14 protein-coding genes are annotated in these 21,932 nt (G+C 38.2%); 8 read left to right on the top strand and 6 right to left on the bottom strand.

The window, feature by feature from the left end:
• Nucleotides 1–197: 197 nt before the first annotated feature.
• Nucleotides 198–971, top strand: coding sequence for a TlpA disulfide reductase family protein (locus N4T20_RS19040; RefSeq protein ID WP_260670646.1), 774 nt, complete (start codon nt 198–200; stop codon nt 969–971).
• A 406-nt stretch (nt 972–1,377) separates the two neighbouring features.
• On the top strand, nt 1,378–2,997 hold the full coding sequence (locus N4T20_RS19035) for an ABC-F family ATP-binding cassette domain-containing protein (protein WP_260670645.1): 1,620 nt from the start codon (nt 1,378–1,380) through the stop codon (nt 2,995–2,997).
• A gap of 254 nt (nt 2,998–3,251) precedes the next feature.
• Here the strand turns inward: N4T20_RS19035 and N4T20_RS19030 are convergent, their stop codons facing one another.
• The 3 genes from N4T20_RS19030 to N4T20_RS19020 all read right to left on the bottom strand — a co-directional run bounded on the left by N4T20_RS19030 (nt 3,252) and on the right by N4T20_RS19020 (nt 4,319).
• A complete protein-coding gene (locus N4T20_RS19030) occupies nt 3,252–3,425 on the bottom strand; it encodes a hypothetical protein (protein ID WP_165352393.1) in 174 nt (57 codons plus the stop codon).
• A 78-nt stretch (nt 3,426–3,503) separates the two neighbouring features.
• The gene (locus N4T20_RS19025) at nt 3,504–3,890 is read right to left on the bottom strand and encodes a hypothetical protein (RefSeq protein ID WP_260670644.1); all 387 of its coding nucleotides are present in this window, start codon (nt 3,888–3,890) and stop codon (nt 3,504–3,506) included.
• Nucleotides 3,891–3,899: 9 nt separating this feature from the next.
• The gene (locus tag N4T20_RS19020) at nt 3,900–4,319 is read right to left on the bottom strand and encodes a hypothetical protein (RefSeq protein WP_260670643.1); all 420 of its coding nucleotides are present in this window, start codon (nt 4,317–4,319) and stop codon (nt 3,900–3,902) included.
• Nucleotides 4,320–4,479: 160 nt separating this feature from the next.
• On the opposite strand from N4T20_RS19020, the gene pyrR reads away from it, so the two are divergent.
• From pyrR to N4T20_RS18990, 6 genes are all read left to right on the top strand, one after another.
• Nucleotides 4,480–5,019, top strand: coding sequence for a bifunctional pyr operon transcriptional regulator/uracil phosphoribosyltransferase PyrR (gene pyrR / locus N4T20_RS19015; protein WP_008468864.1), 540 nt, complete (start codon nt 4,480–4,482; stop codon nt 5,017–5,019).
• Nucleotides 5,020–5,125: 106 nt separating this feature from the next.
• Entirely contained in the window at nt 5,126–6,055 is a 930-nt protein-coding gene (locus N4T20_RS19010; RefSeq protein WP_109194141.1) for an aspartate carbamoyltransferase catalytic subunit, read from the top strand.
• A 230-nt stretch (nt 6,056–6,285) separates the two neighbouring features.
• Nucleotides 6,286–6,618, top strand: a complete 333-nt coding sequence (locus tag N4T20_RS19005; RefSeq protein WP_260670642.1) for a ribonuclease Z — start codon at nt 6,286–6,288, stop codon at nt 6,616–6,618.
• An 86-nt stretch (nt 6,619–6,704) separates the two neighbouring features.
• Entirely contained in the window at nt 6,705–7,610 is a 906-nt protein-coding gene (locus N4T20_RS19000) for a ribonuclease Z (RefSeq protein ID WP_260670641.1), read from the top strand.
• Between the two features lie 220 nt (nt 7,611–7,830).
• Nucleotides 7,831–8,475, top strand: coding sequence for a pyridoxamine 5'-phosphate oxidase (gene pdxH / locus N4T20_RS18995; protein ID WP_260670640.1), 645 nt, complete (start codon nt 7,831–7,833; stop codon nt 8,473–8,475).
• A gap of 185 nt (nt 8,476–8,660) precedes the next feature.
• Entirely contained in the window at nt 8,661–9,164 is a 504-nt protein-coding gene (locus tag N4T20_RS18990) for a CAP domain-containing protein (RefSeq protein ID WP_260670639.1), read from the top strand.
• 116 nt (nt 9,165–9,280) lie between these two features.
• Here N4T20_RS18990 and N4T20_RS18985 read toward each other — a convergent pair whose 3' ends face one another.
• The 3 genes from N4T20_RS18985 to N4T20_RS18975 form a co-directional block, all read right to left on the bottom strand.
• Complete coding sequence (locus N4T20_RS18985) at nt 9,281–11,224, bottom strand: OmpA family protein (RefSeq protein ID WP_260670638.1); 1,944 nt, start codon at nt 11,222–11,224, stop codon at nt 9,281–9,283.
• A gap of 11 nt (nt 11,225–11,235) precedes the next feature.
• Nucleotides 11,236–12,153 (bottom strand): type IX secretion system membrane protein PorP/SprF, encoded by a 918-nt coding sequence (locus N4T20_RS18980; RefSeq protein ID WP_260670637.1) that lies wholly within the window; start codon nt 12,151–12,153, stop codon nt 11,236–11,238.
• A gap of 131 nt (nt 12,154–12,284) precedes the next feature.
• Nucleotides 12,285–21,911, bottom strand: coding sequence for a gliding motility-associated C-terminal domain-containing protein (locus tag N4T20_RS18975; protein ID WP_260670636.1), 9,627 nt, complete (start codon nt 21,909–21,911; stop codon nt 12,285–12,287).
• Nucleotides 21,912–21,932: the final 21 nt, after the last annotated feature.

Genomic DNA, 21,932 nt, shown 5'->3' with positions numbered 1-21,932 from the left:
ATATTATTTTTTGAAAAAGCATAATTAAAAATGGTTTGTCGAAACTGATTAACCATTTTTTTTCTCAACAAAACAAACAAAAATCCGCGTTTTCGCGATAGCGAATCCGTATCATCTGCGAACCATTTTTTTACAATTGATCCTAATTGCAAACTATTTTAAGTACTTTTGATTTTACAATTATCGCATAAAACTTCATGAAGAAATCATTCGCTATTCTAATCGCACTTTTAATTTTTGCCACTTCTTTCAGTCAAAATAAATTCGGAAATCCAGAAGTTGATCCCGTTCAAATTCAAAAAACATATACAGATTGGTCCGTTTATCAAAGTAAGAAAATCATGCTTTCGAGAGATTTTACCGCTTTAGATGCTGCTTCAAAAGAAATTTCAAAAGAAGCTTTCTTAGATCAGTTGGCAAACGGGAACTTTATTCCAATCCGATTAAAATCTGAAGAAAGCGTATATGTTTACAAGCTTTTTAAAATCTTGCCCAAAACAGATACAAGCATAAAAGCCACCATCAATCAAATAGGTTTTGATGCTTACAAAAATTATAAAATGGAAGGAACAGCTTTTCCTAAATTCTCTTTTAAAGATTTAGACGGAAATCTGGTAACCAACGAATCCATGAAAGGAAAAATCATTGTCATAAAATGCTGGTACATTCACTGCACACCATGCATTAGAGAATTCCCGCAAGTCAATAAATTGGTTTCAGAGTACAAAGACAGAAAAGATATTGTTTTCATGAGTCTAGCCGAAGATTCAGCAGAACAATTAAAAACATTCTTAGCAAGAAAACCATTATCGTATTCGGTTATTCCAGATATGAAAGAATATATGAATACTGCTTTACAGCTAAATTCCTTCCCAACACATTTCATTATCAATAAAGAAGGAGTGATTTCGAAAGTATTGCCAAACTTTGAAAGCCTAGAAGTTGCTTTAGTAAAAGCAAGCAAGTTGTAACATAAATTAATCTCGCGAAGGCGCAAAGACGCAAAGTTTTTTTTAAACCAATAAGTAACGATCCAGTTTGTCATTTCAACGCACGCTTGTCAGGCTGAGCGGAGTCGAAGCCCACGCAAGTAACTCCGCAACAAAAATCCAAACTTTGAAAGCCTAGAAGGAGCTTTCACCAAAGCAAGCAAGTTGTAGTTTATTGAACCATATAAGTTCATATGAGAGATTATAAGTTTAGTTTAAATGAACTTATATTGCTTATATGGTTTTATTTTCAGCACAAAGTTCTTTTCTTGCGTCTTTGCGCCTCTGCGAGAACCCCTCACAAGCATAAAAAACTTAGAACCTTTGCCTCTTTGCAACTCTGAACCTTTTTCCGTACTTTTGCACCAAATTAATAAAAAAGACATTCATGTTAACAGTCAATAATTTATCAGTTCAGTTTGGTAAAAGAGTTTTATTTGATGAAGTAAATACAACCTTCACTCATGGAAATATTTACGGAGTTATCGGAGCAAATGGTGCTGGGAAATCTACTTTCTTAAAAGTTATTTCGGGCGATATCGACCCAACTTCAGGGCACATTCATTTAGAACCGGGAAAACGTATGTCGGTTTTAAACCAGAACCACAATATGTTCGACGAGCATACGGTTTTAGAAACTGTTTTGATGGGGAATAAAGTGCTGTACGCTGTTAAAAAAGAAATGGATGAGCTTTATTTAGATTATAATGATGCTAATGCTGATAGAATAGGGGAGCTTCAAGTTCAGTTTGAAGAAATGAACGGATGGAACGCCGATTCTGATGCAGCTGCGATGTTGTCTAACTTAGGAATCACAGAAGCAGATCATTATACTTTAATGAGTGATATGGAAGGAAAAATGAAAGTACGTGTGCTTTTGGCGCAGGCACTTTTCGGAAATCCTGACTTGCTGATTATGGATGAGCCTACCAACGATTTGGATTTCGAGACAATCGCTTGGTTAGAAAACTTCTTGGCAAACTACGAAAACACTGTAATTGTTGTATCTCACGACCGTCACTTTTTAGATGCGGTTTGTACACATATTTCTGATATTGATTTCGGAAAAATCAATCACTACTCAGGAAACTATACATTCTGGTACGAGTCTAGCCAATTAGCGGCAAAACAGCGTGCTCAGCAAAACAAAAAAGCAGAAGAGAAGAAACAAGAGCTGGAAGAATTTATTCGTCGTTTTAGTGCAAACGTGGCAAAATCTAAACAAGCAACTTCTCGTAAAAAAATGATTTCGAAATTGAATATTGCCGAAATCAAACCATCTAGCCGTCGTTACCCTGCGATTATCTTCGATCAGGATCGTGAAGCTGGAGATCAAATCTTGAATGTGCAAAACTTATCTGCTTCTGTAGAAGGAGAAGTTTTATTCAAAGATGTTGATTTGAATATGGCAAAAGGCGATAAAATTGTTCTTTTCTCTAAAGATTCGCGTGCAACAACTGCTTTCTACGAAATCTTAAACGGTGAGCAAAAAGCAGACGCTGGAACTTTTGACTGGGGAATTACAACCAACCAAGCGTATTTGCCAGCTGAAAACCATAAATACTTCGAAAACGATTTGACTTTAGTTGACTGGTTACGTCAGTACGCTAAAACTGAAGAAGAGCGTGATGAGGTATTCATTAGAGGTTTCTTAGGAAAAATGATTTTCTCAGGAGAAGAAGCTCTTAAAACATCTAGAGTTTTATCTGGAGGAGAAAAAGTGCGTTGTATGCTGTCTAGAATGATGATGGAGCGTGCAAACGTTTTAATGCTTGATGAGCCAACAAACCACTTAGATTTGGAGTCTATTACAGCTTTCAACAACTCATTGAAAAACTTCAAAGGTTCTGTAATCTTCACAACGCATGACCACGAGTTCGCGCAAACAGTTGGTAACAGAATCGTAGAATTGACACCAAACGGAGTCATCGACCGTTACATGACATTTGACGAATATCTTGATGATGAAAAAATTCAAGAACAAAGAAAGAAGATGTACAATCTTTAATTTTTAAATTCCAATAATTTAAATTCCAAATTCCAATCGTTGACTTTGCAACTTTGTCAAAGTTTGGCACCCATAAAAAAATCCCAAACTTCAATTTAACTTGGAGTTTGGGATTTTTTGTGTTTAAAAATATAGCCACTAATTGCACGAATTTCCACGAATTAAATTTGTGCTAATTTGTGTAATTTGTGGCAAAAAAACAATCCGGCTATAAAAATTGGAATTTGGGATTTTTTTTTATTGATAATTGATAACTATTTGCTTCCGAACATTTTGGCGAAAATCCAGATAATAATCGCAATGATAAAAATTACGATAAATATCCCGAATCCCATTCCGGCTTTAAAAATGTCTCCAATAACTTCACAGCTTGAAAATGAAAACAGTATTACAAATACCATTAACAATCTTAGTATTTTATTTTGCATGATTCTGATGTTTTAAATTGATACTTAAAATTACTTCACGAATCAGGAAAATGTGTTATAGAATTTTTTGGAAATGTTTTAGGATTTTGATTTTATAATTTTCATTTCTAAAATGACAAGTCCAATAATTACAGCTATTTCTGCTAGAAAGTAAATTGTTCCATAAATAGAAATAGTTTTATAGTTATATAATATAACTCCAAATGTGAGAAGGCAATACAAGATATTAGCCACACAGATTATTTTTAAAAACGATTTCCAATTTTGTTTGACTAAAAAATAACAGCTAATTGAATAAGCGAAAAATATGAATGCTATAATTGAAAGTCGTTCAAAAATGTCTTTAGATAAACCAAAAAAATCGTTGAAATTTCTAAAAATAAAATAGAGTAGAATGGAAGTAAGCAAAGCTCCAAAGGCATCTAACAAAAACACGTTTTTTGGTATTTTAATAAACTCTTCCATAAGTTTTATTTAATAATATTCTTTTCTTTCAAATAATAGTATTCTTTTCGTTTCATTCTCAATTGATTCTAAATAATCGTTTTCATTAAAACAGACATAATAATTTAAATCCCAAGGAGAGATTTTAGCTGAATTAGAATCTAAATAGGTTTTAATTCTGTTTAGCAAAATTTCTCTATTAGTAATTAAACCATTAAAATTTTCTATACGTACATTTTCTTCTCTATTGACTAATATGTTATGAAGTTTTAGAAGATTATTTTTGAAATTATTTTTACCCAGGACTTCGATTGTGTATTCAAGATCAGATAGTTTAGGATCAATAGATAGATTGAAAATAGGTGTTATATCTTCGTATGGTTCTCCCCATTCAAATTTTTTCTCTTCTACATAGCAAAATGGGAATGTATTTTTATTAATGTAAATCATTTTTGATGTCTAGTGGGTTTGAGTCTAATGGTGTTTTTTTTGTTAAAAATAGCTTTTTTAAATATAAACATTTTTAAGTCAAAAAATATTTCCAACCCCAACACCCCAACAAATAAAATCAGATTCCGTATATTTGCGCAACCAAACATTACAATCACTTATGAGTCAAAAAGTATTACTTAATTCGAAAGAAGTTACTATCATACTGCATCGTTTGGCTTGTCAGTTAATCGAAAAACATCTTGATTTCTCTGAAACTATTTTAGTTGGAATTCAGCCAAGAGGCGTTTTTTTAGCTGAACGTTTAAAACAAATATTAGAAAACGAATACAAGGTTCCTGAAATTTCTTTAGGATATCTGGACATCACTTTTTTTAGAGATGATTTCCGTCGTACTGATAAACCGCTTGAAGCCAATAAAACCCAAATCAATTTTATAGTCGAAGACAAAAAAGTCATTTTTATCGATGACGTTTTGTTTACAGGAAGAAGCATTCGTTCTGCCTTAACTGCCATTCAATCTTTCGGAAGACCTTCAGAAATTGAATTGTTAGTTTTAATAGACAGACGTTTCAGCCGTCATTTGCCAATTCAGCCCGATTATAGAGGCCGTCAGGTAGATGCTATCAATGGCGAAAAAGTAATTGTAAGCTGGAAAGAAAACGATGGTGAAGATGTTGTTCACCTAGTGACAAATTAGTTTAATCGGTTAACCGGTTAATTGTTTAATCGGTAGTAACGATTAAACGATTAAACGATTTAACAAATAAACGATTAAACAGTAAAAAAACAAATAAACAATAAAAATGAAAGAATTAAGCGTAAATCATTTATTAGGAATCAAATATATCAACGAGAATGATATTAACCTGATTTTTGAAACGGCAGATCATTTTAAAGAAGTCATTAACCGACCAATTAAAAAAGTTCCTTCATTACGAGATATCACCATTGCCAATATTTTCTTCGAAAACAGTACCAGAACCAAACTCTCTTTCGAATTAGCGCAGAAACGTTTATCTGCTGATGTCATCAGTTTTTCTGCAGCTCAGTCATCGGTTAAAAAAGGAGAGACCTTGATTGATACTGTAAATAATATCCTTTCGATGAAAGTAGATATGGTTGTAATGCGCCACTCCAATCCCGGAGCGGCTTATTTTTTATCTAAAAATGTAAAAGCCAGTATCGTAAACGCGGGAGACGGAGCGCACGAACACCCAACTCAGGCTTTATTAGACAGTTATTCCATCAGAGAAAAACTGGGCGATGTTGCTGGAAAAAAAGTAGTTATTGTAGGCGATATTCTGCACTCGCGTGTAGCGCTTTCAAACATATATGCTTTGCAGATGCAGGGCGCAGAAGTAAAAGTTTGCGGACCAAAAACCTTGATTCCGAGATATATTGAATCGCTTGGTGTTACGGTCGAGCCGAATTTGCGTAAAGCATTAGAATGGTGTGACGTTGCCAATATGCTTCGCGTGCAAAACGAACGTATGGATGTGAATTTCTTCCCATCGACACGTGAGTACGCACAGCAATATGGAGTAGACAAACCGCTTTTGGATTCGCTAGGAAAAGAAATCGTAATCATGCACCCAGGGCCAATCAATAGAGGAGTAGAGATTACTTCTGAGGTGGCAGATTCTGACCATTCGGTGATCCTAAATCAAGTTGAAAATGGTGTAGCGATTAGAATGGCGGTTATTTATTTGCTGGCTTCTAAGATACAGCAATAATTTTAATTTGTTTCAAGTTTAATGTTTCAAGTTTGAAAACAGTTGTCACACTGAGCTATCCCGAGGCTTCGGGAGAAGTGTTTTTATAAACAGAACTTGCTTTGCAAACGTTGGCTTCTCCCGAAGTCTCGGGACGCTCAGCCTGACAAACTTGAAACCTGAAACTTGAATCCTGAAACAAAAAAAATAGTAAATTTGCACAATCAAATATAAGCCCCACAAATTATAAAATGAAAGTAGATCAAAAAGGACATACCGTTACCATTAAAGATACGCAAGGAGATGTAAATGCTTTCTTGGAAAAAGTAACGCAACAATTTAAAACCTTTGAAAAACAGAATATTATAATCGATTTGTCGTCAGATTCTAATATTTCAGAAAATGATTTAAAAGCTTTTTTACCACTTTCGAAGGTTCATAGAAAAGCAAAAAAATCTTTTGTAATTGTAGCAACTGACCTTGATTTTAATTCTATTTCAGATAAGTTGGTTGTGGTTCCTTCTCTTTTAGAGGCCCACGATATTATTGAAATGGAAGAAATCGAAAGAGATTTAGGGTTTTAATTGTAGATTTTAGAGTTCAGATTTTAGATTTTGAATGTTGAAGTCTAAAATGTCTTCAATCTAAAATCTAAAATCAGCAATCTAAAATGAAATTAACAATACTTGGCTGTTATGCCGCAACTCCCAGAACGCTTACTAATCCGACTTCGCAGGTTTTAGAGATTAAGAACAGATTGTTTTTAATCGACTGCGGCGAGGGAACTCAGGTACAGCTTCGAAAAAACAAGATTAAATTCTCCAAAATCAATCACATTTTTATTTCGCATCTTCATGGAGATCATTTGTATGGATTGATCGGAACTATTTCAACTTTTTCGCTTTTAGGAAGAACCACAGATTTGCATATTTATGGGCCTAAAGGAATTAAAGAATTGATTCTGCTTCAGTTAAAGTTGACAGAATCATGGACAACTTATTCGCTGTTTTTTCATGAATTAGAATCGAAAGAAAGTGAAGTTATCTTTGAAGATAAACGGGTAATAGTAAAAACGATTCCGCTAAAACACCGTGTGTATACCAATGGTTTTTTATTTCAAGAAAAGCCTGACGAGAGAAAATTAGATGTTGAAGCGGTTCAGCGCTATAATATCCATGTGGCGTATTACCAAAAAATCAAAAACGGAAGCGATATCACACTAGATGATGGAACGGTAGTGGAGAACGAAAAACTTACTTTTGATCCGCCTCCTGCAAAAAGCTACGCCTTTTGCTCTGATACGGTTTACAATGAAGAGATAATTCCGATTATACAAAATACAGATGTTTTGTACCACGAGTCGACTTTTTTGGAGTCTGAAGCAAGGCTGGCCGAAAAAACATTGCATTCGACTGCAAAAGAAGCCGCTACGATTGCTTTGAAAGCGAATGTAAAAAAACTCATTTTAGGTCATTATTCAACACGTTACGATGGATTGGAGCGCTTTAAAAAAGAAGCGGAAGAAGTTTTTCCAAATGTCCTTTTGGGAGATGACGGACTTAGTTTTGAGTTATAATTAAAAAAAGGTTCTGAGATGCTTAGGTTCTAAGTTTTTTGAAAGTGAATATACTTATGTCACACTGAGCGATAAAACAGAACGTGCTTTACAAACATGGGCTTCTCCCGAAGTCTCGGGACGTTCAGCCTGACAAACTTGAAACTTGATCCCGAAGCTTCGGGAGAAACCTGAAACCTGAAACAAAAAATCTAAAGTCAACAATCTAAAATAATAAATCATGAACGATTTAAGCAATTATAGAAAATCATACGAGAAAAGTGAATTGTTAGAAACTAATATTCCTGAGGATCCAATTAATCTTTTTAATCGATGGTTTCATGAAGTGGAAGACTTTGGCGGAAGCGGCGAGGTAAACGCTATGACGGTTTCTACGATTGGATTGGACGGTTTTCCGAAATCGCGTGTGGTTTTATTGAAGAAATTTTCTGAAGAAGGTTTTATATTTTATACCAATTATAATTCGGAAAAAGGAAAAGCAATAGAAGCAAACCCAAACGTTTGTCTGTCTTTTTTTTGGCAGGAAGCAGAGCGTCAGGTGATTATTAAAGGAATTGCGCAAAAAACATCTGAAATTATTTCTGATAATTATTTTGATTCGCGACCTGATGGGAGCAAGCTCGGCGCGATTGTTTCGCATCAGAGCGAAGTGATTCCGTCAAGAACTTTTTTAGAAGAAAACTTGAAAAAACTAGAAGCAGAGTTTGACGGAAAGCCAATTCCGAGACCAGAAAATTGGGGCGGCTATATTGTGACTCCGCTGCAGGTAGAGTTTTGGCAAGGAAGACCAAATAGACTTCATGATAGAATTCGATATACTAGCCAGTCAGATTTTTCTTGGAAGATTGAGAGATTGTCTTCTTAAAAGTATTTTTACGTAGGAATTTTACTTGTATAAAAAGAAAATATATGCATTTCATCGATTAATTTTGCACTTTAACGGTAAATTGAATACGTTTGGAATATAAAATTGCAAACGATATTTATTCAAAGATAAATTTAAAGGATTTGCCCCAACATTTACTTTAAACCGCTAAAATGCTGATGATTATGAAAAAGATTATGCGCACCATGTTGTTCATTGCGATTCTAGTCGCAATGAACGCATGTTCTGCTGATGCTGCCGAAGCAAGCTTGGATTCTACTCCAACAGAAACGCTTGTTGCCAGCTACACTTACAATGATACCGAAATAGAAACGATGAGGCTAATAAACGAATACCGTGTGAGTATTGGTTTAAATGCTTTGGAAAGAGTTAATCATATATCTTTTAAATGTGAAGAGCATAATAAATATATGATTGAAAATAATGTTGTGAATCATAATGATTTTGCTGCGAGATCTAGCAATATGACTAGTGTGCTAGGGGCCAAGAAAGTAGGGGAGAATGTTGCCTACAATTATAAAACTCCTGAAGCAGCTGTGAGAGCTTGGCTTGAAAGTCCAGGCCACAAAGAAAATATAGAAGGTGATTTTACTCATTTTGGGTTGTCTGTAACAACAGATGCTGCCACTGGAAAAAAATATTATACTAACATATTTGTTAAGCTTTAAAAAATATATTGAACAGGTTGGTTTTTTAGAAGTCGTTGTGATTCATAGAATTGCAACGACTTTTTAAATTAAAAAAAGCTGCCAATTGGCAGCTTTTTTTGTTTTGTTGTTTAGCATTATAAAGCGGTGATAATAAATTCGCTTCGTCTGTTGGCCTGATGTTCTTCTTCTGTACACGGAACACCGTCTGAGCATTTGTTTACCAATTCAGTTTCTCCGTATCCTCTGCCTGTTAGTCGGTTTGGAGCGATTCCGTTTTTAACCAGCCATTGGATTGTCGATTTGGCTCTGCGGTCAGATAAAGCTTCGTTGTACTGATTCGACGCTCTACTGTCTGTGTGCGAACGGATATCTAATTTCATCGTTGGATAGTCATTCATGACGGCCAGTATTTTTTCTAGATCTAGCGCCGCTTCGGTTCTGATGTTCGACTTATCCAGATCGAAGTAGATCATTTTAATTCCGAAGCATTTTCCTAAGTCATCGCCCACAGTAACTTTGCAGGTTGATTTTTCCAAAGCAATCGGAAGACTGGTTTTTCCGCTTGTTTTGTCGATAGTGACGCTTAGCTCTTTTGTGGTATAATCTGGCTTTTCAGCTCTTACATAATAGGTTTTTCCGCATTCTACAGAGAAGCTGTAATTGCCAGACGCATCGGCAACAGCAGAATTTTTAAGATTCATTTGGCTGTCATACAGCGTAACTTTGGCTCCCGGAAGCGCGACACCCGTGTCGGCATCTGTAATGGTGCCGTACAGTTCCTGAATGCATTTCAATCTTCTAGTTTCCAAGAATGTGTAGATATCATCTGAACCTTGCCCGCCGTCCTTATTGGAAGTGAAAAAGCCTCTTCTTGTTTCGGGATCGATGATGTAGGCAAAATCATCTTTCGGAGAATTGACGTCTGCTCCCACATTCTGGATATTGCTGATTTTTCCGTTATTGTCAATATTGGCAACAAAAACATCTAAACCTCCAAGTCCAGGATGCCCGTCAGATGCAAAATAAATCTCGTTTTCGCTGGTCAGATACGGATAGGTTTCTTTTCCTTCTGTATTAATAGTATTTCCGAGATTCTCAGGTGTTCCGTATCCTCCGTTTGGATTTATGCTGACTTTATATAAATCTGACTGTCCTATAGTTCCCGGCATATCAGAAGCAAAATACAGCGTTTTTTCATCGGGGCTCAGCGCCGGATGCGCCGTGCTGTAATTGTCGCTGTTGAAAGGAAGTTCTGCAATGTTGGTCCATTTTCCGTCAGCTCCCAGCTCTGCTTTGTATAGCTTGATTAAAGTGATCTTATTATCGTCTTTTCCTTTTTTTCCGTCGATATAGTTATTTCTGGTAAAATAAACTGTTTTTCCGTCTTTTGTAAAAACTGGAGAAGCTTCATGGAATTTGGTGTTAATGGCAGATTTAAATTTATTTACCTTCGATGCGTTTCCTGTTGAAGGATCCAGATCGGCATTATAAATATTGGTGAAATATTCTCCTGTCCATTTGTGCTTGCGTTGCGTAAAGTTTCCTGTATCTCGTGCAGATGCGAAATAAATTTTGTTGTTGTATACAAACGATCCATAATCTGAGTACTTGCTGTTGATGCCCGCATTATCTATCTTGTACCTCCCAGAGTTTGCTTTAATCTGATCGAGATAGTTTGCATCTTCTTTGTAAAGTTTTCCTCTGCTGTCATTTTTTGACACGGCATTAAATTCTTCCAGAAGCTTATTTGCTTTGTCGGTATCTCCAGTAGATTTTAGAGATTGTGCGTATCTAAAATAGTATTCCGGTTCTACGTTGGTGTTCATTGCAAATAATTCGCCATACCATTTTGCAGCATTCTGAAAATCTGAATTGAAGTAATAGGCGTTTCCCAGCTTTTTAAACATATCTTCAGATTTGTAGCCTTTGGCAGCAACTTTTTCATAGGTTTTTATGGCATCTATATAAGCGTAGCCGTCATATTTTTTGTCTGCATTATTTATTTTGGACTGCTGTGCATAACTGCTAAATGAAAAAGCACCTATAATTGTAATTAAAAGTAGTGTATAGTTTTTCATGATACCTTAATTTAGAAGAAACGAGGAGTTGTCATTTTGCCTTTGTTTGAGAAGAATTCATAGCGAAGGAAAATTTCGTGTGAGCCTGAGTTATAATTATTTAAGTGTGTGGTTTCTCTGTCATATCCATAACCTAAATAAAGTCCGTCTGTGATCTGAAATCCGACCATAGCACTTAATGAAGCGCTCCATCTGTAAGCTACACCAGCCATAAATTTATCGTAGAACATAAAATTGGCAGAAACATCTACCTGCAGCGGTGCACCCTCAACCATTTTGGTTAAAATAGCTGGTTTAAATTTCACATATTCATATTTGTCGAGATTGAATACATAACCCCCCATTAAGTAAAAATTGATTTTGTCTTTGTAAATCGCCACGTCATTGTCATCATAACGGTTGGTTTCAATAAAGTTTGGAACAGATAAACCAATATAGGCTTTGTCAGAGTGCCAGTAGACTCCGGCTCCGACATTAGGGGTAAATTTGTTGCTTAAATCTTGAAATTGAGGATCTCCCTGATCTCCAGGATTTAATTTGCTCACATCTAAATTGAAGATATTTGCAGTTCCTTTGATACCAAATGAAAGTTTAAAATCTGCTGAGGTCTGAATGGTGTACGAAAGATCGACAGAAATGTTATTTTCATTTGTAGGACCAATTTTGTCATTAACTAACGAAGCACCTATTCCTAGTCTGCTATTATTTAATGGCGTATTAATTGAGAAAGAACTTGTTTCTGGTGCTCCATCGAGACCAACCCATTGGGTACGATATAGACCAAAAACACTAAATACTCCACGAGAACCTGCATAGGCAGGATTTATATTTATTGTGTTGTACATATACTGTGTGTACTGCGCATCTTGCTGTGAATACCCTGAATATGTAACTAACAGAATGACGAAGAAAAATAATTTTGTTCTCATAGTAGATTTTATTAGTTTAATAATTACTATTGACTTTTAAATCATTGAAATTCAATGTTTTGTTCGGTACTAGTCAAATTGTCGGATGTTTTAATACGCTGTAAATAAACATTTACAGCGTATTTTGATTACTATTTGGATAGATATAAATATCCGTCTAATTTATGTTCTTGAACATTGTTGTTTCCATCCAGAGATTTATAATTAATAATGTAAAAATAAGTTCCGGTTGGTAGTCCGTCAGATTGCTTAACAGTTGTTCTTCCTCTTGAAGTACCGTCAAAAGCATTTGTTGTATTGTTGTAGTTTGTAGTTTCAAAAACTAGAACTCCCCAGCGATTGTATATTTCAACAGAATTGCTTGGATAACAAGTTGTGTCATCGATATTGTCAATTTTGAAGAAATCGTTTATGTTGTCGCCGTTTGGAGAAAAAGCATTATGTACTAATACATTACCACAAGCTAGGACTTTACAGTCATCATTGATTTCCATATTTAAAACGATGCTTCTTGGACATCTTTCATCAGCTATGATATATTCAAAAATATAATTGCCCAATGCTAAACCAAAAGGATTAAGGACTCCACCTTGAAGGGCATTGGTGTTGTTTCTGTCCTGCCAAACTCCAGTTAAAGGGCTTCCTTCTGGAAGTAAGTTGCTTAAGTTTATTAGTGTCGAATCATCTGTACAAGCTGTACTTCTGGTTTCAACAACGCCTTGAGGCAGTACTGTAATGGTAACCGTTGCAGAATCACAATTTTGTGCATTTGTTTTATCACAGATGGTATAGCTATATGTATATGTACCTGCAGGTGTTAAACTGGATACGTTTACATTCCCAGAAGCGTCAACCGTAATGTGCGGATCTGTTTTGGTATTGTTTCCTTCAGCAATAAGTCTGAAGTCTACTAACTCTATCGTTACAGGTGTTCTTCCTTTTAAGTCATTGCTTAATACATTGCCCACTAGTCCAAAGGAATTACATCCAATATTATTGTAAGTGTCGTCATTGGCCACTAGAGGTGAGATTACAACAACGGTCACAATAGCAGTGTCACAGTTTCCGAAATCTGCTTTTTCACAGATTTGGTATGTTAAGGTATAAGTGCCGCCTGGTGTATTTGCCGCAACATCTACAGATCCGTCAGGATTTAAGGTTATTGAACCAGTTGGATCTGGAATTGTTGTTGTTAGCGTTACGTCGTTTATGTTTACCGCAGAACCATTTAATGTATCATTGGTTAAAGCGTTAATGATATTAGTTTGTGCATTATTTCCAATTATTGGTGCAGGACTATCATCATTAGCAACGATTGCAAATGTTGGTCTGGCAGTACAATACGGATCGGCTGGCGGATAACTAAGTGTAATTGTCTCACTTGGATTTAGAGATATGATCACATTAGCTGTTGGGCGTAATTTTTCAAATCCGTCAGGTGCTTCAATCCATCTGTTGTTTTCGAAAACCCATCCTGGCCAGTCAATGCCTTTTCCTTGATCATCTACTACTGCTCCTGGCCATAGTACACGTCCGCTCAATGGCAGATCGGTCATTGTTGTTACTACATTGTTATTGCTGTCAGCCCATGCTATGGTCACGCCATTTGCAGGAGTGAAGTTTACAGGTGTTACAACATAATCTACATAAGGAACGTCATTTACACATATCGCTGTAGCCGTAACGGTCATTACTGGTGCTTCGATTGTAACTGTAACCGTAGCAGTGTCGCAGTTGTCTGTCTGATCGGCTTCACAAATTTGGTATACCATTGTTAATGTTCCTACTGGAGCATTTGGCAGTACATCAACCGAACCGTCAGCGTTTAATTGCAAGAACTCGTTTGGTGTTACGGTTGTTATAATAACATCAGATGCAGTTATGGCATTTCCTTCTAAGGTATCATTTGGCAATACATTTAATACATTAGTTGTGATATGATTTACACCCGCAATCGGACCTGCACTATCATCATTGGCAACAATGTCTTTGTAATCTTTGCAGCTTACGCCGAAGTCTGCATCTAAATGAACCAAATCTTCAGGGGTCACCGTAACAACATAACCGCTGTCTGTTGTTGTTTTACAAACAGTATGCAATTGCATTTTTCCTGTTTTTGCAGTTATGTTTTTAGCAGATGTTGAAGGAAGAACTTTTACTAAGCCAGTAGCGCCTAAAGCAGCTGCCACAGCGTCAAGATTAGCATCTCTTACTAGTTTTATAGTATAGTCCCCGTAAGGATTTTCTATTTCTGGACGATTTCTCCAGAATCCTTCAATTCCTACAATAACTTCAGAATGATATCCATTTGGACCATCAACAATTACATTGGCACTAAGCGCATTTCCGAAACCTCCAGCATTTAACTCCCCAACATTTTGAGGGCCAGCGTAACTTCCGTCTCCATTAAGATCGATCCATTCCCATTGGCTGTAATCAATAGCTCCATTAGAATCTGGAATGTTTTTGGTTACAGCGCCATCATTATTGGCATCATACCATTCGTCTTGAACTCCGTTGCTATTGGTATCATACCAAACATAATCTCCAAGTACAGGCAGTTTTGATGCTCCGTATTCAAAGTTATGAACTTGGAATTTACATTCTTCAAGAGTAGTAAAGAACAAACTAGAATCTACTGGATATAATTGATATGCACTATTCAAATTAGCATCTTGCACTTGTACCAAATAACTTCCGGCAGGCATTCCTGTGAAACTGTACATACCATCGGCACCTGTAATACGCATTTGTATTGGGCCAGTAGTTGTTCCTTGCGGAATCAATGTTACAGGAACATTTGCAATTGGAGTGTTAGTATCTATATTGATAATTTGTCCAGATATTTTAACTCTGTAATTTGGTTCTGTAATTACAACCGTTGCAGTTGCAGTACAAGTTTCATTTTCACCATTTACTACAGATGTTGCAGTAAGGGTATAAGTTCCAGCAGGTAAATTAGTATTTCCAACTACTTCATTATTTTGATTTGTAATAACTACAGTAGCTCCAGGACTGCTGGTCACGGCAATAGAACCATCACTTTCTCCTTGACAGCTTACATTAGTAGGAACTCCACTCACAGAAACTTTGTTTTCAACTGTAAAGGTTTGAACTAATTCAGTTTTATTGCCTGCACAGTCTGTTAGCGTATAAGTTCTGGTTAAGATGTAAGATTCTCCGTTACATCCTGTTCCTCCATTATTAGTGTCGGTTACAGTAACATTTACAGGCCCTCCGCAGTTGTCTGCTTCATCTTTTATATCTTCTGGATTTGCAGCTGGAATATCCGCAGCATTTTGAAGATTAGCAACATCTGCTGGCGCAGTACCAGTTGGAGGTGTAGTATCTCTCACTGTTATGACTTGAGAATAAGAAATTGAATTTCCTGCGCAATCGCTTGTTGACCAGTTGCGGGTTAAGGTATATTCTGTACCGCATTCGTTTTTAATGTCGCTTTTAGTTTCATTGAAAACAATTGGCAAGTCTCCATTGCAATTGTCGGAAGCCTGCATATTATAAGGTTCAGGAACTGCATCACAAGAAACGGTAATATCTGCCGGAAGTTCGCCAACAAAAGTTGGTTTTGTGGTGTCCTGAATTGTAATCACCTGAGTGAAAGTTTCAGAAGTATTTCCGCAGTCGTCATTTACAGTCCAAGTGTTGGTGTATGTTCCAGCATTTCCGCAATTTTCAGAAGCTACAAACTGTCCGCTTACTTTAATGATGTTAGAAACATCCGTGTCGCATAAGTCAGTAGCTATTGGAAATTTAGCTTGAGCAGCTGCAAGTCCTTCTGCATCACTGCATTCTAAAATTTCATTTAGAGTTCCAGCTACAGTTGTCCATGTTGGAGCTGTTTTATCCTCAATTGTAATGATTTGAGTGAAAGGCTCAGAAGTATTTCCGCAATCATCTTTTACAGTCCAAGTGTTGGTGTATGTTCCAGCATTTCCGCAATTTTCAGAAGCTACAAACTGTCCGCTTACTTTGATGATATTTGAAACATCAGTATCGCATAAATCAGAAGCTATTGGGAATTTAGCCTGAGCTGCTGCAAGTCCTTCTGCATCACTGCATTCTAAAGTTTCATTTAGAGTTCCAGCTACAGTAGTCCATGTTGGAGCTGTTTTATCCTCAATTGTAATGATTTGAGTGAAAGTCTCTGAAGTGTTTTTACAATCATCTGTCACAGTCCAAGTATTGGTGTAAGTGCCAGAATTTCCGCATCCTTCAGACGCTACGAACTGTCCGCTTACTTTTATAATATTGGTTACATCATTGTCACAAGAATCATAGGCAGTCGGGAATAAAGCTTGAGCATTTGCTAAAGCCTGTTCGTCACTGCATTCTATAGTTTTGTCTAAAGAGCCAGCTTCTGTTGTCCAAGTTGGTGCAGTATTGTCTTGTACTATTATGGTTTGGCTTACAGGAAGCGAAACATTTCCGCAAGCATCTTTTGCAGTCCATGTTCTTGTTTTTGTGTAAGTTCCAGCACAATCTCCTTGTGTAATTGTGTCTTCATAAGTTAATGAAGAGATTGTTCCATTGTCATCAGTTGCAGTTGCTTGTGCAAAAACTGGTTCTGCGGGACAATTAATAGTGCTAACTTCTGGCAGTGGATTTATAACTGGTATAACTGAATCTCCATCAAGAATAGTTACTGTTTTTACAATGGTACATAAGTTAGCATCTTTAACGGTAACGTTATAAGTTCCAGCTTTAAGCCCAGTAGCTGTAGCATCTGTTTGAACAGGAGTTGTATCCCAAGAATAAGTGTAAGGGCCTGTTCCTCCTGATGGAGTTACAGTAGCTGAACCTGTTGTGCCGCCTCCACAAGCAACATTAACTTGAGTTGTTGTTGCGCTTAAAGGTGCTTGCGGTTGACCAATTGTGATTTCACAAGTTGTAGTGTATCCTAATTTATCAGTAACGGTTACAGAATGTAAGCCAGCTGTTAAAGCAGTTGCCTGTGCAGCTGTTTCGCCGTTATCCCAAAGGTAAGTGTATTCGCCGTTACCGCCTACAGCGATTACTGTAGCTTTACCAGTACTATCCCCATAACATTTTACAGTAGCATCTTGTGTTATGCTGCAAGAAAGAACATTTGGTTCAGTGATTAGTACGCTGCATTCTGTAGTACAGCCGTTGGCATCTGTAACTTTTACGGTATGTGTCCCAGCATTTAATGCTAGTGCTTTAGGTGTAGTTTCACCATTGTCCCATAAATAAACGTAGCCAGGAGTGCCACCAATTGGAGATACTGTTGCCTCTCCATTGCTTAGACCGTTTGAAGTAACTGGTTTGTTTTGTACCACAGAGCATGATAACGCTGCACCTGGTTGGCCAATGGTCACAGAAAGCTGTGCAGAAGAGCATCCGTTGGCATCTTTCACCGTTACGGTGTAAGTTCCCGCGGCAAGACCTGTTCTGTCTTCAGGATTATCGGTTCCTGCAATGTCCGCCCAATCGTAAGTGTAAGGAGCAACTCCGCCAGAAGCTGTTATGTTGATTGCCCCAGTTGAAGCGCCGTAGCACAATACGTCAGTTTGTGAAGTTTTGGCAACAGTCACTGCAGCAGCAGGTTCTGTGATAGTCACAGAAAGCTGTGCAGAAGAACATCCGTTGGCATCTTTTACCGTTACGGTGTAAGTTCCCGCGGCAAGACCTGTTCTGTCTTCAGGATCATCAGTTCCCGCAATGTCAGCCCAATCGTAAGTGTAAGGACCGACTCCGCCAGAAGCTGTTATGTTGATTGCCCCAGTTGAAGCGCCGTAGCACAATACGTCAGTCTGTGAAGTTTTGGCAACAGTCACTGCAGCAGCAGGTTCTGTGATAGTCACAGAAAGCTGTGCAGAAGAGCATCCGTTGGCATCTTTTACCGTTACGGTGTAAGTTCCCGCGGCAAGACCTGTTCTGTCTTCAGGATTATCGGTTCCCGCAATGTCAGCCCAATCGTAAGTATAAGGTCCGACTCCTCCAGAAGCTGTTATGTTGATTGCCCCAGTTGAAGCGCCGTAGCACAATACGTCAGTTTGTGAAGTTTTGGCAACAGTCACTGCAGCAGTAGGTTCTGTGATAGTCACAGAAAGCTGTGCAGAAGAGCATCCGTTGGCATCTTTCACCGTTACGGTGTAAGTTCCTGCGGCAAGACCTGTTCTGTCTTCAGGATTATCGGTTCCTGCAATGTCCGCCCAATCGTAAGTGTAAGGAGCAACTCCGCCAGAAGCTGTTATGTTGATTGCCCCAGTTGAAGCGCCGTAGCACAATACGTCAGTCTGTGAAGTTTTGGCAACAGTCACTGCAGCAGCAGGTTCGGTGATTGTTACAGAAAGCTGTGCAGAAGAGCATCCGTTGGCATCTTTCACCGTTACGGTGTAAGTTCCTGCGGCAAGACCTGTTCTGTCTTCAGGATTATCGGTTCCCGCAATGTCAGCCCAATCGTAAGTATAAGGTCCGACTCCTCCAGAAGCTGTTATGTCAATGGCTCCTGTTGTAGCGCCAAAGCACAATACATCAGTTTGAGAAGCTTTGGCAACGGTAACCGCAGCGGCAGGTCCTGTGATAGTCACAGAAAGCTGTGCAGAAGAGCATCCTTTTGAATCTTTTACTGTTACACTATACGTTCCAACAGGAAGTGCTGTTCTGTCTTCAGGATCATTAGTTCCCGCAAGGTCAGCCCAGTCGTAAGTGTAAGGAGCGACTCCTCCAGAAGCTGTTATGTCAATGGCTCCTGTTGCAGCGCCAAAGCACAATACATCGGTTTGTGAAGCTTTGGCAACGGTAACGGCAGCGGCAGGTCCTGTGATAGTCACAGAAAGCTGTGCAGAAGTGCATCCTTTTGAATCTTTTACTGTTACACTATACGTTCCAACAGGAAGTGCTGTTCTGTCTTCAGGATCATTAGTTCCTGTAAGGTCAGTCCAGTCGTAAGTGTAAGGAGCGACTCCTCCAGAAGCTGTTATATCAATGGCTCCTGTTGCAGCGCCAAAGCACAATACGTCAGTTTGGGAAGCTTTGGCTACAGTAACGGCAGCGGCAGGTCCTGTGATCGTCACAGAAAGCTGTGCAGAAGCGCATCCTTTTGAATCTTTTACTGTAACGTTATAAGTTCCCGCAGCAAGTCCTGTTCTGTCTTCAGGATCATTAGTTCCAGCAAGGTCAGTCCAGTCGTAAGTGTAAGGCCCGACTCCGCCCGAAGCTGTTATGTCAATGGCTCCTGTTGTAGCGCCAAAGCACAATACATCAGTTTGGGAAGCTTTGGCAACGGTAACGGCAGCGGCAGGTCCTGTGATAGTCACAGAAAGCTGTGCAGAAGAGCATCCTTTTGAATCTTTTACTGTTACAGTATACGTTCCAACTGGAAGTGCTGTTCTGTCTTCAGGATCATTAGTTCCTGCAAGATCAGTCCAGTCGTAAGTGTAAGGTCCGACTCCGCCAGAAGCTGTTATGTCAATGGCTCCTGTTGTGGCGCCAAAGCATAATACGTCAGTTTGGGAAGCTTTGGTCACAGTAACGGCAGCGGCAGGTCCTGTGATAGTCACAGAAAGCTGTGCAGAAGTACATCCTTTTGAATCTTTTACTGTTACAGTATACGTTCCAACAGCAAGTCCTGTTCTGTCTTCAGGATCATTAGTTCCCGCAAGGTCAGTCCAGTCGTAAGTGTAAGGAGCGACTCCGCCAGAAGCAGTTATGTCAATGGCTCCTGTTGCAGCGCCAAAGCACAATACGTCAGTTTGGGAAGTTTTAGCTACAGTAACGGCAGAGGCAGGTCCTGTGATAGTCACAGAAAGCTGTGCAGAAGTGCATCCTTTAGAGTCTTTTACAGTTACACTATACGTTCCAACTGGAAGTGCTGTTCTGTCTTCAGGATCATTAGTTCCCGCAAGGTCAGTCCAGTCGTAAGTGTAAGGCCCAACTCCGCCAGAAGCTGTTATGTCAATGGCTCCTGTTGTGGCGCCAAAGCACAATACGTCAGTTTGAGAAGTTTTAGCTACAGTAACGGCAGCAGCTGGCTGAGTGATTACCACTCCATTTATAGTTGCAGAACAGCCATTTGCATCTACAACTTTTATATTGTATGTGCCAGCAGTTAAATTCTGCAAAGTATTTGTGGTGGTTTCGCCGTTTATGTAATATTTGAACGGACCTGTTCCATTCGTTACATTTATCTGAATTTTACCATCATTGCCGCCAAAACAAGTCACATTGCTTGTTGTTCCTAAGGCAACAGTATAAAATGGAGGCAAGACTATATTGGAGGTTACAAAATCTCTATTCGCGTACCACCATGTGTTTATGGTATTTAAATTTCCATATTGCGGAGAATTGTTGTTGTTGCTATTGAATCCATCCCAGCGATGACAATTTCCAGGAGGGGTATTGTTAGGCGGACAGCCGGTAAGATTTACTTTGGCATCAAAAGTACCGCCAGTATAAGTAATAGCACTATCATCCCAGTAAAACTTTAGAACATATCCCGCTGGAGCGGCTGGTCGTACGGTTGTACATGAAAAACCGTATTGATTTTCCTCTACATCATACATTGGAAAATGAAAAGCGGCTTGTCCAAAAGTAACTACTATTGGTATCGTTGTCCCTTGAGCAATCGTATTTCCTAAACCATCTTTACCATTCCAAGGAACACTTACGGCATAAGGAGGAGATCCGGATGCAGTAACACTTTGAGTTGTCAAGACATCTTTGGTTCCGGGAGTATAAATGCCATCACCGCCATTAAAATCTAACAATATTTCAATTGTCCCACTCTTAAAAACGCTAATGTTGATATTGCTTTCTCCAATACCGCAGTTGGTAATTCCATTAATTTGGATGTTTCCATTATAGGTTCCGTTTTTCCAGACATTAATATCGGGGTCATTTAAGAATACCTCATACTTGGGACTCATTTTTGTTGCATCAGAAGCATTATAGACACTTTTCTGATCGTTTGCAGTGTTTCCTGTATTTCCAGGACCTGTATTATTAAAAGCAACATTGAAGTACCAAGGTCTAAAACCAGCACCGTTAAAATTAATTTTATTTACAAAACCATTTTGGGTAACTGCTCCAGTTGTAGAACCGTTATCGGGAGCAAAAACATAAAATGCACCGTTAAAATCGGTATCAACATTATCCATACCAAAGGCCCAGCGTTTTGAATAGATACGGCCAGGAATTGAATTGTTTGAAGTATTAGCTACTGTGATATCGTAGTAATTGTAAAAGATTTGTGTGCTACTGCCGTCAGTAGTGCTTTCAAATTCAATCCAATAATCACCAGCAGGCATTCCATTTGGATTAAAAACAATAGGGGTGTATCCGGCTGAGGCAACTCCATCAATACCGTTTGGCCCGTTTTGAGCTCTTGTAAGCCTTTGGCTTTCAGTTCCGGTAATGTTGGATGTGCTTCCATCTAGCGTGTAGTTGCTAAATGCTACAGTTCCATCAGGTTTCATGATTCTAAATCTAGAAGTAATTTCATCACCTGTAGGGCTTGATCTTCTAGCTCGGCTAAAACCTAAGTATACTTTTTCACTGTTAGGATTCTGAATTCTAATATACAATCGCTGTACATCTGTAGAACCATATCTGGCAAAATTACCATATTCATCACTATTTATGCAAAGTGACGCCCTGTGATTGGTATCGGGAGTAGTTTGTTTGCTTCCTTCTCCGCCATAAACATTAAGAAACAAAATGCTTAATGCAAAACTTAGAAGGATTTTTATTCTGTTTTCGAAAGTAGAGTTTTTCATATTAAAGAAGATTAATAATGA

Origin of the sequence: Flavobacterium sp. TR2 (assembly GCF_025252405.1) — a bacterium.
In the GTDB taxonomy this organism is placed as follows: Bacteria; Bacteroidota; Bacteroidia; order Flavobacteriales; family Flavobacteriaceae; genus Flavobacterium.
Note: the sequence above shows the minus strand (reverse complement) of the source record. Positions and strands in the feature narration are given on the sequence as shown.